Source organism: Pseudomonas sp. NMS19W, from assembly GCF_051554255.1.
Lineage (GTDB): Bacteria > Pseudomonadota > Gammaproteobacteria > Pseudomonadales > Pseudomonadaceae > Aquipseudomonas > Aquipseudomonas kribbensis.
In genome coordinates this window covers 5,824,906-5,837,963 of record NZ_CP136718.1, presented here as the reverse complement: position 1 = coordinate 5,837,963, position 13,058 = coordinate 5,824,906, and the positions used below count along the sequence as shown (strand labels likewise).

Sequence of the window (13,058 nt, the reverse complement as noted above, 5' to 3'; positions counted from 1 at the left end):
ATGGGTGGCACTTTTTATTGCACTTCTCACTGACCGGTTAACTCTACAGACGAACAGCGGAAAGGTTTCACCAGCCGAAACCGATGTTATCCATTGGAAAAACGCCTCCGGATGACTATCTGTCATTGCCCCGAGGCGCTCGGGTGAGGGAAAATGCCCTCCTTTTTTCCGTTTCAATCTATTCACACCCAGGAGATCAGCGATGCCTAGCCGTCGTGAGCGTGCCAACGCCATTCGTGCCCTCAGCATGGATGCCGTGCAAAAAGCCAACAGCGGCCATCCCGGTGCCCCTATGGGTATGGCAGATATTGCCGAAGTGCTTTGGCGCGACTACCTCAAGCACAACCCGAGCAATCCATCCTTCGCCGACCGTGACCGCTTCGTGCTGTCCAACGGCCACGGCTCGATGTTGATCTACTCGCTGCTGCACCTGACCGGTTACGACCTGTCGATCGACGACCTGAAACAGTTCCGTCAACTGCACAGCCGCACCCCGGGCCACCCGGAATTCGGTTACACCCCGGGCGTCGAGACCACCACCGGCCCGCTGGGTCAGGGTCTGGCCAACGCCGTGGGCTTCGCCCTGGCGGAAAAGGTACTGGGCGCGCAGTTCAACCGTCCTGGCCACAACATCGTCGACCACCACACCTACGTGTTCCTGGGTGATGGCTGCATGATGGAAGGCATTTCCCACGAAGTCGCTTCCCTGGCCGGCACTCTGGGCCTGGGCAAGCTGATCGCCTTCTACGATGACAACGGCATCTCCATCGACGGCGAAGTCGAAGGCTGGTTCACCGATGACACGCCGAAGCGTTTCGAAGCCTACAACTGGCAGGTGATCCGCAACGTCGACGGTCACGACCCGGAAGAGATCAAGACCGCCATCGAGACCGCTCGCAAGAGCCCGCTGCCGACCCTGATCTGCTGCAAGACCACCATCGGTTTCGGTTCGCCGAACAAGCAGGGCAAGGAAGATTGCCACGGCGCCCCGCTGGGTGACGCGGAAATCGCCCTGACCCGTCAGGCGCTGAACTGGAACTACGGTCCGTTCGAAATCCCGGCCGACATCTATGCCGAGTGGGATGCCAAGGAAAAGGGCCGCGCTGTCGAAGCCGAGTGGGACCAGCGTTTCGCTGCCTACTCCGCCGCGTTCCCGACCGAAGCCAACGAACTGATCCGTCGCCTGAGCGGCGAGCTGCCAGCTGACTTCTCCGAGAAGGCTGACGCCTACATCGCCGAAGTCGCGGCCAAGGGCGAAACCATCGCCAGCCGTAAAGCCAGCCAGAACGCCCTGAACGCGTTCGGCCCGCTGCTGCCGGAAGTGCTGGGCGGTTCGGCTGACCTGGCCGGTTCCAACCTGACCCTGTGGAAAGGCTGCAAAGGCGTCAGCGCCGAAGACGCCAGCGGCAACTACATGTACTACGGCGTGCGCGAATTCGGCATGACCGCGATCATGAACGGCGTTGCCCTGCACGGCGGTCTGGTGCCTTACGGCGCGACCTTCCTGATGTTCATGGAATACGCCCGCAACGCGGTGCGCATGTCCGCGCTGATGAAGCAGCGTGTGATCCACGTCTACACCCACGACTCCATCGGTCTGGGCGAAGACGGCCCGACGCACCAGCCGATCGAGCAACTGACCAGCCTGCGCAGCACGCCGAACCTCGACACCTGGCGTCCAGCCGATGCCGTTGAATCGGCCGTGGCCTGGAAAAACGCCCTGGAGCGCAAGGACGGCCCGTCGGCGCTGATCTTCTCGCGTCAGAACCTGCAGCACCAAACCCGTGATGCCGGCCAGATCGCCGACATCAGCCGTGGTGGCTATGTGCTGAAAGACTGCGCAGGCGAGCCTGAGCTGATCCTGATCGCTACCGGTTCGGAAGTCGGCCTGGCCGTTCAGGCCTACGACAAACTGACCGAGCAGGGCCGCAAGGTACGTGTGGTTTCCATGCCATGCACCAGCGCGTTCGACGCTCAGGACGCCAGCTACAAGCAATCGGTCCTGCCGTTGCAGGTTGGCGCGCGTATCGCGATCGAAGCGGCCCACGCCGACTTCTGGTTCAAGTACGTGGGTCTGGAAGGTCGTGTGATCGGCATGACCACCTACGGCGAATCGGCTCCGGCTTCGGCACTGTTCGAAGAGTTCGGCTTCACCCTGGAAAACATCCTGGGTCAGGCTGAAGAGCTGCTGGAAGACTGATCCAGAAAAGGTGTCGCCTGAACTGGCGCATTCGCGAGCAAGTCGAGTCGTCGCACCGTCGCTCCCACAGGGTTATGTATGACTCATGTGGGAGCGAGCTTGCTCGCGATAGCGATGGTTCAGGCGCCATCGCATCAACGGATACACCACGGTAATCGAGAACCCCATGCCTCAACCGCGTCCCTACAAAGTTGCACTCAACGGCTACGGCCGGATTGGTCGTTGCGTCTTGCGTGCGTTGTTCGAGCGAGGCGATAAAGCCGGGTTTGAAATTGTCGCGATCAACGATCTGGCCGACATGGCCAGCATTGAATACCTGACACGCTTCGACTCCACTCACGGCCGGTTTCCGGGCGAGGTGAAGGTCGACGGCGATTGTCTGCATATCAATGGCAACTGCGTGAAGGTTCTGCGCAGTTCCACCCCCGAAAGCATCGATTGGGCGTCCCTGGGCGTCGATCTGGTGCTCGAATGCTCCGGCGCCTACCACACCCGTGAAGACGGCCAGCGTTTCCTCGACGCCGGCGCGCCGCGGGTGCTGTTTTCGCAGCCGATGGCCAGCGAGGCGGATGTCGACGCCACCATCGTCTACGGCGTCAATCAGGATTGCCTGACCGGCGACGAACTGCTGGTGTCCAACGCCTCCTGCACCACCAACTGCGGCGTGCCGCTGTTGCGCCTGCTGGACAAGGCGATCGGCCTGGAATTCGTGTCGATCACCACGATTCACTCGGCGATGAACGATCAGCCGGTGATCGACGCCTATCACCACGAAGACCTGCGCCGCACCCGTTCGGCGTTCCAGTCGGTGATCCCGGTGTCCACCGGTCTGGCGCGGGGTATCGAGCGCCTGCTGCCGGAACTTGCCGGGCGAATCCAGGCCAAAGCCGTACGCGTGCCGACGGTCAACGTGTCCTGCCTCGACATCACGATGCAGACCGCGAGCGACACCGACGCCGGCGAGGTCAACCGGATCCTGCGCGAGGCTGCCACCAGCGGCCCGCTCAAAGGTCTTTTGGCCTACACCGAGCTGCCCCACGCAAGTTGTGATTTCAACCATGACCCACATTCGGCCATCGTCGATGCCAGTCAGACCCGTGTTTCCGGCCCACGGCTGGTGAACATCCTGGCCTGGTTCGACAACGAATGGGGTTTTGCCAACCGAATGCTGGATGTTGCAGAACACTATCTGCAGACAGCGACTTCAAAAAAACCGTAGGAAGTGCGACCCATGACCGTGTTGAAGATGTCCGACCTCGATCTGCAAGGTAAGCGCGTATTGATCCGCGAAGACCTCAACGTCCCAGTCAAGGACGGTGTTGTCACCAGCGATGCGCGTATCCTGGCTTCGCTGCCGACCATCAAGCTGGCCCTGGAAAAAGGCGCGGCCGTGATGGTCTGCTCGCACCTGGGTCGTCCGACCGAAGGCGAATTCTCCGCCGAAAACAGCCTCAAGCCGGTCGCCGACTACCTGAGCAAGGCCCTGGGCCGCGAAGTGCCGCTGGTGGCCGACTACCTGGGCGGCGTTGACGTCAAGGCCGGCGACATCGTGCTGTTCGAAAACGTGCGCTTCAACAAGGGCGAGAAAAAGAACGCCGACGAACTGGCCCAGCAATACGCCGCCCTGTGCGACGTGTTTGTGATGGACGCTTTCGGCACCGCTCACCGCGCTGAAGGTTCGACGCATGGTGTAGCCAAGTTCGCCAAGGTCGCCGCTGCCGGTCCGCTGCTGGCCGCTGAACTGGATGCACTGGGCAAAGCCCTGGGCGCACCGGCCAAGCCGATGGCGGCCATCGTTGCCGGTTCCAAGGTCTCGACCAAACTCGACGTGCTGAACAGCCTGAGCCAGATCTGCGATCAACTGATCGTCGGCGGCGGCATCGCCAACACCTTCCTGGCTGCTGCCGGTCACCCGGTCGGCAAGTCGCTGTACGAACCGGACCTGCTGGACACCGCGCGCGCCATTGCCGCCAAGGTCAGCGTGCCACTGCCGGTCGACGTTGTGGTTGCCAAGGAATTCGCTGAAAGCGCTGAAGCGACCGTGAAGCTGATCGCTGACGTCGCTTCTGACGACATGATCCTCGACATCGGCCCGCAAACCGCGGCCAACTTCGCCGAACTGCTGAAGTCGTCGAAAACCATCCTGTGGAACGGCCCGGTCGGCGTGTTCGAATTCGACCAGTTTGGCAACGGCACCAAAGTACTGGCCGAAGCCATCGCTGAAAGCGCGGCGTTCTCGATTGCCGGCGGTGGCGACACCCTGGCGGCCATCGATAAATATGGCGTGGCTGAAAAGATCTCCTACATTTCCACCGGCGGTGGCGCGTTCCTCGAATTCGTCGAGGGCAAGGTGCTGCCGGCCGTTGAAGTCCTGGAAAGCCGGGCCAAGGCCTGAGGCCGCCCGTTTGGCCAGGCAAAGGAGTGTTCAGATGGTCAAGTCGTTAGCGCTGTTGTTGCTGACCGGTACATTGGCAGCCTGCGGGAGTAACCCGAAGGCTGCGCCGGAGCCGGCACCCGGCGAGGCACAGAAGGGCTGCTACCAGGCCGACTGGCAGGCCGAAACCAACCCGGTGCTGAACAAGCGCTCGGGGCCGGAAGGCCTGGACAAATACGAGACGCAAACCCCGGCCAAGGAACATGGTTGCCCTTGACCGGTCTGACTCTTTAACTCAGGGCCGGCGGCGTGCGCTGCCGGTCGAGGAACACGGATGAAAGGCTTGATCGCCGTTGCGGCACTGGGATTGTTGGGCGGTTGTGCGCAGTGGAACCCGTTCCAGTCGTCCGCCCCTGTGGATAACTGGACCACCTGGACCTGCGACAGTCAGGCCAAGGTGTTGTGGCGCTACACCGACGCCGGCCAAAAGGCAGTCGATGTGCGACTGGGCGGCGGCGATCAGGTCTATCGCCTGAAAGAAGAGCCGGGCGCCTCGGGTGTGTTGTACAGCGACGACATGCTGGCGTTTCACATCAAAGGCAATGAAGGCCTGGTCTACTGGGTCGCAACCAATGATCTGATCGGCCGAGGCTGCAAAGCCGAATAAAACAGAATCTGCTTTATCGAATCACCAGGCCGGGCCTCAACCCCTGATCTGCAATCACTTGAATAGCCGCCGCCGCTCCGGCAGGCTGGCACGATTAACGACCCAAACCGGGAGAGACACACACAATGGCACTTATCAGCATGCGCCAGATGCTGGACCACGCAGCCGAGTTCGGCTACGGCGTTCCAGCCTTCAACGTCAATAACCTTGAGCAGATGCGCGCCATCATGGAAGCCGCTGACAAGACTGACTCCCCGGTGATCGTTCAGGCTTCGGCCGGCGCCCGCAAATACGCCGGCGCGCCGTTCCTGCGTCACCTGATCCTGGCCGCGATCGAAGAATTCCCGCACATCCCGGTGTGCATGCACCAGGACCACGGCACCAGCCCTGACGTCTGCCAGCGCTCGATCCAGCTGGGCTTCAGCTCGGTGATGATGGACGGCTCCCTCGGCGAAGACGGCAAGACCCCGACCGACTACGAATACAACGTTCGCGTAACTCAACAAACCGTCGCCATGGCTCACGCCTGCGGCGTATCGGTAGAAGGCGAGCTGGGCTGCCTGGGTTCTCTGGAAACCGGCATGGCCGGTGAAGAAGACGGCATCGGCGCCGAAGGCGTTCTGGATCACAGCCAGATGCTGACCGACCCGGAAGAAGCCGCTGACTTCGTCAAGAAGACCCAAGTTGATGCCCTGGCCATCGCCATCGGCACCAGTCACGGCGCCTACAAGTTCACCAAGCCACCTACTGGCGACGTGCTGGCGATCGACCGCATCAAGGAAATCCACAAACGCATCCCGAACACCCACCTGGTGATGCACGGTTCCTCGTCGGTTCCGCAAGAGTGGCTGGCGATCATCAACCAGTACGGCGGCGACATCAAAGAAACCTACGGCGTACCGGTTGAAGAAATCGTCGAAGGCATCAAGCACGGCGTGCGCAAGGTCAACATCGACACCGACCTGCGTCTGGCATCCACCGGCGCCATGCGTCGCCTGATGGCCACCAACCCGAGCGAATTCGACCCGCGTAAATTCTTCGGCGAAACCGTGAAGGCCATGCGCGATGTATGTATCGCTCGCTACGAAGCCTTCGGCACTGCCGGCAACGCTTCGAAGATCAAGCCGATCTCGCTGGAAAGCATGTATCAGCGTTATCTGAAGGGTGAGCTGAACGCCAAGGTCAATTGAGACTGGGTGTTGAGCTGATTTGAAAGAAACCCGCCGTGAGGCGGGTTTTTTTTGCCTGGAGTTTCATGGTGAGCTCATATTTCTGCTGGGTGAAATGTCACCTGTAACAGACAACGTCTGGATTGGCTTGGCCGAAGTCCGATATGGGTGACATTTTTATGGTCTGCGTAGCTTGTAGCGGCTTTAGTGTGAAGTTGATGGTTAAATAAATCCGCCCCTTTCGTCCCTTTCGTCCCCGTCGGTTTTTCCTTTGGCTTCTGATTTATGCCGGTTTATACATATATTTTATTACTTTGACAGTTTTAGTTGACTCTTCTACCTCTTCCTGCGCGGTGAAGCTAAATTTCAATGCGTAAGTATTCGAGGGGCTACTAATATAATCTCCTTTTAATACTTGCCCATTGGAACCCGCAACGTATACGGGGTTATAGTGTTGGTCCCAAATCCAAGGAACATTATCTGGTCCAGGGGGAATGTAGGGCTTCACGGTGGTTGGTGCGGGGGGGAGGGGCGGAGTACTGGGGATTTCGATAATCTCGGCCTCTCCCGGCCAGACTATTTGGGGGTGTTTGTGGGATCGAATACATCTAGGCCGGGTAAGTAGTCAGGATCAAATGGCTCGTGAATCAAATAGTCAAGGTCATCTAGGCCTACCGCTAAGATTTTGCTAGGTAGAATGATCTCGTTTAGATTAACTGCATTTTTTACTTTTATGCTTGTGCTATCCATCGATACAATGGTGCCCTCCACCAGTTTGTTTTTACTTGTAATTGCACTTAGCCGATGACCGATGTGCACGATTACCACGCGAGGTACATTTTGTTTTGTGTTCATTTCAGTTGCTCCATGCTCTTAGATGGCTGAGAGTCGTCGATTACGGTAACTGTATAGTGAAATAGAACGACTTAATTATGTAGATAGTATTGCTCGCGTTGTCTGTTACTGAGCCGTAGCATTCGATTAGCCCGGGACCCAGCGTGGTCATGGAAGGCATTCCAATAAATATCTTGCCAGGTGTGTTGCTCGTTAATGTTTGTTGATGTGCGAAACTGTTCGCCGGTAGGCCCGTGGTGGTGTTGTCGGCATAAACATCCGCTATCATTCCAGATGAATAAGGTATGGTGGAGGGGAGTTTGAGGTTGCAGCCACCTAGTCGCTGATACGTTCCATAGGGTTTGTTATACAGCTGATATGCAACGTTGTTAGGGTCTCTGCAGTTGATGCCCATTATCGGGGAACCCGGAAGATTGGTGTCGGAGTAAAATAACTCAAAGGGCTCATTGACTATCCTGTATGTGGTGGGCATGGCCGGATTCCTGATTTTGATGTGGAAGGAAACATTAATTTTTTGGAGCATTTTGTTTGGAGGGAGGGAGAAAAGAGGACGGGTTTATTTACTTTGCATGTGTGCAAAATTATATGATAAATAACTCAGTCCCATTTTTTAATCTGTCCCCTTAAGTTAGTCCCTTAAGTTAGTTCTGAGGAATGGCCGCCGCTGCTGCGTCAGGACTCTCTCCATTGGTCACTGCCCACTGACTTATGTCGGGATTGAAGGGTAAAGACGCAAATGCCGCAAAAGCACCATTAGCATCGGCATAAGCACTTGCGACTACTCGCCAACTGGGAACGACACCCGCCAATTCACAGTGCCACATATAGAGTGCTGCTCCAGGCTGTGCGGACGATGGTGGGCCACCGATTATGGTTTCTGCGCCGCTGTTGGTTGCCAAGGTAAATTGATGAAGTGCCATGATTGATTCCTTTCAGAAAATTTTAAATAACTGTTTTTTGAGGAGACTCTTTCGTAACGATACTCAAGACTCAAGCCTTTCATATGGCTTGGGTTCTGTAGTAGATGAGCTACCTCAGCCAGTTGCTGATAAGTTTTTGACTCGACGTAATTCCGCGTCTGATTCACCGCCAGTTCCCAAAGCACCACCACTTGCGCGATTTCCAGCACAGTTTGCGGTGGGGTGAACGCAGTATCGCGGTGAAGTAGTTGAGCATTCCGCTGGTGGAGCCTAGAGTTTCTTTGGCGTTGGCCAGATAAATAAATCCGTCCCTCCGTTTGTCGTCTCACGTTTGTTTTCTTGTGTTTTATTTAGTGAAGGTGATGTTGTATGTTTTACCTACATTCGGTCCTCCACGATCGACGCGAACAGTGCCGTTCAAATTGGAATAACTTCTATCAGGTGAACTCATGCTGGTAATAAGGACGTTGTATTCCGGGGCTCCTGCTTGTGCTCGAAGGTTGAAGGTTGAAGGATACAGCGGATTCATCCGATAAACTTTGATAGGCGAAACTCCCGTCAACGGTAAAGGTAAGTCCGTAATAATCCATTGTGGCCTGTGAAATGTTGCCTGTTTGCGGGTCGGAATTAATAATGCTGAGAGTGGCGTTATGACTCTCGCCGGCATCATACACGCGCCCGTAATAGGTTCCGTTCGGATTGACTTGGCCCATGACATTTCTCCTTCATGTCTTCGTGGAATATTAAAATTTAAGAACTTTTTTTCTGTGCTGTTCATGATGTTAGTTTTTAACTCGAGTTTCAGCACCTGTTATAAATGACAGTTTTTAATAATTATTTGGAATGGTTTTTGATTTTTTTGATATTTGGATAGGCGTGGCGATGAAAGGCAGCTGGTTTGTTGTTTTGAATGTGAAAAAATCGGACGCAGATGCTTGGGGAAATGCTGAGAGTAATGGAGGGGGCGACTCAATGAGTTCACCCCTTTTTGCACTTATTACTTCGGCTCGACGTGATCCAGCGCCTGATTCACCGCCAGTTCCCCCAGCATCACCACTTGCGCGATACCCAGCGCGGTTTTGCGGTGGGATGTCGGGAGTATTGCGGCGAAGTTGTTGAGCATTTCGCTGGCGGAGCCGAGGGTTTCGCTGGCGTTGGCCAGCAGGGATTCGGTGTTGCAGGCGGGGTTGGCGAAGTACATGCGGTCGGGTTCGTTGACCGTGGCCATGATGCGGGCGCCGGGGCAGAGGTAGTGATCGAGGGCGCGTTCGGCGGCTTCGTTGAGTTTTTTGGGGTCGAGGGAATCGTAGGGGGAGGCCAGATCTTTTTCTGGCGGATGAGGCGTTGATTTAGTCATTTGCTCGAAACCTGATTGGAGTGCCCCCGCTCTGGCTACTAATCAAAGTGGAGGCAACTGTACGCAGGTTAGTAGACCGGGGTTTCGAGCAAGCCGGCGCACCCGAAGGTGCCCTGCGCACAGTCGCCATCGAGTTCAGGAATCGAAATTCCTGACTGACAGATGCTTGTGCACCAAGCTTGAAACCACAGGCTACTAAACCCGATCACTGCGAATCAGTGACCCGAATCAAGTTACCGATGGCCCTCCAGGCGCACAAGCCGGCGGATTCTGGCGTACCGGTAGGCCGCGACGCAAGCCGTTGTAGGCTTCAGGAAGTAACGCGAACCGTCTTTAAACATCAGCCTTAAACGAGCACGTCGCCACTATTTATCGTGATCGATATCGAGCTTGCTGAACGTCACCTGCCCACCCTCGCTGGTGTACCCGGTGTTGTCCTGCACATACACGCCGGCCTTGAAGTACAGCGGTTTGTTGCGCCAGGTCGCGCTGATCTGCGAGTCCCACTGATACCCGGCCGCGCTGATACCCAGCGCGCCACCGGGGCTGAGGTGAATCAGGTAATTGAATTCGCGATCCAGTTTGATCCCGGTCGCCAGAGTAATCACCCGGCCCTCGTCGTCATCCGGGTGCATCCGCACCTTGATCACCAGGTTGCCGGAATCCAGTTTGCTCTTGTACTGATACTCAAGTTTCACCAGCGGCTTCTGGCTTTCATAGGCGTGGATCTGGCCGATGACGATCTTGCCGGAACTGGGCACCTTGTTGACCGAGAGGGTCGCGCGCAGCAGGTTGTCGGCGTCCGGGTAGTACCAGTTGCGCAAGGTGCCGTTGCTGAAGGTTTCGCGCAGTTCGGTGCGCGGATAGATGGCGTTTTCGGTTTTCGAGCCGGTCACCGGGGACCAGAAGAACAGGGTGCCGGTGTCGGAATGGAAGTACTGATCCTTGAAGCCGTTCACCAGTCTGGAGGTTTCGACGGTGTGGGGCGGGCTGCCAACGGGAACGCTGAGGTTCCAGGTTGCGAGGTCGATCATGTCGGTTCTTCCACTCTGTTTCTGCTGCACGCGCGTGCCAGAAGCTCTAGCCCGCGCCTCTTGGGGGCGGCCTTTATAAGCGTAGAGGGATTTTTTGTTAACGGCCGTCTGGCGGATGATTGGCGCCAACATCCTGTCGAAATGCCATGTTTCCCGGTTTTCGGGGGCTGCAGCGATGACCGTTAGTCGGCTACTTACCGGTTTGGTTAAATGATGGCCTGATGACAGCTACTGCTTTTTCGGATCCAGGACTAGAGTGAAGGCTCAGTAACAGTACGGTTTTCACGAGAAACCGGCCGCGTCCCGATTGGATGTCCCGACAAGAGAAGCAGCATGGAATGCGCGCAAACCCAGCCAGGTGAAGGCAGCTCCGTCCTTTTGATCGTTGATGATTACCCTGAAAATCTGATCAGCATGCGCGCGTTGCTGCAGCGCCAGGACTGGCAGGTCATGACCGCGGCTTCCGGTTTCGAAGCCCTCAGCCTGTTGCTCGAACACGACATCGACTTGGTACTGCTGGATGTGCAGATGCCGGGCATGGACGGTTTTGAAGTCGCGCGCCTGATGCGCGGCAGCCAGCGAACGCGGCTCACCCCCATCATTTTCCTTACCGCCAACGAACAGTCCCAGGACGCCGTGATCAAGGGCTATGCCAGTGGCGCGGTGGATTACCTGTTCAAACCCTTCGACCCGCAGATTCTCAAACCCAAGGTCCAGGCGTTGCTGGAGCACCAGCGCAATCGCCGGGCGTTGCAGCGCCTGAGTCAGGATCTGGAATCGGCGCGGGCCTTCAATGCCTCGGTGCTGGATAACGCCGCCGAAGGGATTCTGGTGCTGGCCGAGGATGGCTTGATCCGCTTTGCCAACCCGGCGATTTCCCGGTTGCTCAACGCGCCGGTGAAAGAACTGGAAGGGCAGGAGTTTCTCGATTTCCTGCAGAAACCGCACATTCCGCTGTGGGCCGATTCCGAGTTTTATGCCAGTTACAAACGTGGCGAGACGCTGCGTTTACACGATGCGTTGCTGCGTACCGCGCCAGGCCAGCAAGTGCCGGTGGCGTTGTCCTGCGCGCCGCTGCCGAGCGAGCAGCATGCGATGGTGGTGACGGTGCTGGACATGTCGGTGGTGCGACATCTGCATCAGCAGCTGGAGTTTCAGGCTGTCACCGATCCGTTGACTGGGCTGCTCAATCGTCGTGGCTTTTACCAGACGGTGGAAAACCTGCTGTTGCGCGGTGAACGCAGTGACAGCAGTTGGGTGCTGATGTACCTCGATCTTGATGGCTTCAAACGGGTCAACGATTCCCTCGGCCACGACGCCGGCGACCGGGTGTTGCGCTGGGTCTCCGAACAACTGAAGGCCTGCCTGCGGCCGTTCGACATTCTGGCGCGGATGGGCGGTGATGAGTTCACCGCGCTGCTGGATCTGGAGTTCCCCGAACAGGCGGCGAAGATCGCCGAGAAGCTCATCGAACGGGTGTCGATCTGTCAGCAGATCGAAGGCATGGACATCGCCCTTGGCGCCAGTATCGGCATCGCCACGTACCCGGATTGCGGCAACAACCTCGACGGTTTGATGCGTGCTTCGGACATCGCCATGTACGAAGCCAAGCGCGCCGGGCGTCAGCAATATCGCTTCTACGATCACGAAATGAACGGCCGCGCGCGCTCGAGGCTGATGCTGGAAGAGAGCGTGCGCAACGCCATCGAGAACCGCGATTTCAATCTGGTGTATCAGCCGCAGGTGGCGATTGGCGACGGCCGGATTCGCGGTTTCGAGGCATTGCTGCGCTGGCAGCACCCGAGCGTCGGCGATGTGCCGCCGGGGCTGTTCCTGCCGTTGCTGGAAGAGGCGACGTTGATCAGTCGGCTCGGCAGTTGGATCTATCACCGCAGCGCCGGGCAGCGTAAGGCCTGGGAGTCCGAGTTTTCCAGGGACCTGGTGCTTGGGGTGAGCCTGAGCAATACCCAGTTTGGTTTGCCGAACCTGGTGACCGAATTGCGCCAGGTGCTGGAGCGCCATGGCTTGCAACCGCATCAGATGGAAGTGGAAGTGACCGAGGAGGCGCTGACGATCAACCCGGACGAGACCCGCAAACAACTGAAGCTGCTGCGCAATCTCGGGGTGCGGGTAGCGCTGGACGATTTTGGTTCCGGGTCCTGCTCGCTGTCGCATCTGCGGGATCTGGAGCTGGATACGCTCAAGCTCGATCGCCACCTGATCGCCCGATTGCCGGACTCGTCCCGGGACGCCTCGCTGGTGCGCACGGTCATCGACTTATGCAAGGAATACGGCTTGCTGGTGATTGCCGAAGGCGTGGAAACCGTCGAGCAATATCAATGGCTGCAAGCCCATGGCTGTGAGTACGTGCAAGGCTTCCTCGTGGCGCGGCCGTTGGTCGCCGAGGACGCGACGCGCTTTGCCGAGCCGTTCGACTGGAGCGCGTTGGCCGGTTGAATTCGCTACACTGGCGGCCTTTTCA

12 protein-coding genes are annotated in these 13,058 nt (G+C 57.5%); 7 read left to right on the top strand and 5 right to left on the bottom strand.

The window, feature by feature from the left end; translation table 11 throughout:
* Positions 1–202: 202 nt before the first annotated feature.
* The 6 genes from tkt (at position 203) to fba (ending at position 6,431) form a co-directional block, all read left to right on the top strand.
* Positions 203–2,200 carry a transketolase gene (tkt, locus tag R1A29_RS26780; protein ID WP_438300022.1) on the top strand — a complete coding sequence of 666 codons (1,998 nt, stop codon included), beginning with the start codon at positions 203–205 and terminating at the stop codon, positions 2,198–2,200.
* A 166-nt stretch (positions 2,201–2,366) separates the two neighbouring features.
* Positions 2,367–3,419: an erythrose-4-phosphate dehydrogenase gene (gene epd, locus R1A29_RS26775; protein ID WP_134828368.1), complete on the top strand. Its 1,053-nt coding sequence runs from the start codon at positions 2,367–2,369 to the stop codon at positions 3,417–3,419.
* Positions 3,420–3,431: 12 nt separating this feature from the next.
* Positions 3,432–4,595: a phosphoglycerate kinase gene (locus tag R1A29_RS26770; RefSeq protein WP_438300021.1), complete on the top strand. Its 1,164-nt coding sequence runs from the start codon at positions 3,432–3,434 to the stop codon at positions 4,593–4,595.
* 34 nt (positions 4,596–4,629) lie between these two features.
* Entirely contained in the window at positions 4,630–4,851 is a 222-nt protein-coding gene (locus R1A29_RS26765) for a hypothetical protein (protein WP_085688661.1), read from the top strand.
* A gap of 57 nt (positions 4,852–4,908) precedes the next feature.
* Entirely contained in the window at positions 4,909–5,241 is a 333-nt protein-coding gene (locus R1A29_RS26760; protein WP_438300020.1) for an MliC family protein, read from the top strand.
* A 125-nt stretch (positions 5,242–5,366) separates the two neighbouring features.
* Entirely contained in the window at positions 5,367–6,431 is a 1,065-nt protein-coding gene (fba, locus tag R1A29_RS26755; protein ID WP_007959708.1) for a class II fructose-bisphosphate aldolase, read from the top strand.
* Between the two features lie 555 nt (positions 6,432–6,986).
* Here fba and R1A29_RS26750 read toward each other — a convergent pair.
* The 5 genes from R1A29_RS26750 to R1A29_RS26730 form a co-directional block, all read right to left on the bottom strand.
* The gene (locus tag R1A29_RS26750; protein WP_438300019.1) at positions 6,987–7,265 is read right to left on the bottom strand and encodes a hypothetical protein; all 279 of its coding nucleotides are present in this window, start codon (positions 7,263–7,265) and stop codon (positions 6,987–6,989) included.
* A 641-nt stretch (positions 7,266–7,906) separates the two neighbouring features.
* Positions 7,907–8,185 carry a hypothetical protein gene (locus tag R1A29_RS26745; protein WP_438300018.1) on the bottom strand — a complete coding sequence of 93 codons (279 nt, stop codon included), beginning with the start codon at positions 8,183–8,185 and terminating at the stop codon, positions 7,907–7,909.
* Between the two features lie 437 nt (positions 8,186–8,622).
* On the bottom strand, positions 8,623–8,898 hold the full coding sequence (locus R1A29_RS26740) for a hypothetical protein (protein WP_438300017.1): 276 nt from the start codon (positions 8,896–8,898) through the stop codon (positions 8,623–8,625).
* Between the two features lie 284 nt (positions 8,899–9,182).
* Entirely contained in the window at positions 9,183–9,542 is a 360-nt protein-coding gene (locus R1A29_RS26735) for a DUF6124 family protein (protein ID WP_438300016.1), read from the bottom strand.
* Positions 9,543–9,907: 365 nt separating this feature from the next.
* Positions 9,908–10,576 carry a polysaccharide lyase family 7 protein gene (locus R1A29_RS26730; protein WP_134828365.1) on the bottom strand — a complete coding sequence of 223 codons (669 nt, stop codon included), beginning with the start codon at positions 10,574–10,576 and terminating at the stop codon, positions 9,908–9,910.
* A gap of 333 nt (positions 10,577–10,909) precedes the next feature.
* Here R1A29_RS26730 and R1A29_RS26725 point away from each other — a divergent pair, with 333 nt between their 5' ends.
* Entirely contained in the window at positions 10,910–13,033 is a 2,124-nt protein-coding gene (locus R1A29_RS26725; protein ID WP_119427578.1) for a putative bifunctional diguanylate cyclase/phosphodiesterase, read from the top strand.
* Positions 13,034–13,058 lie beyond the last annotated feature (25 nt).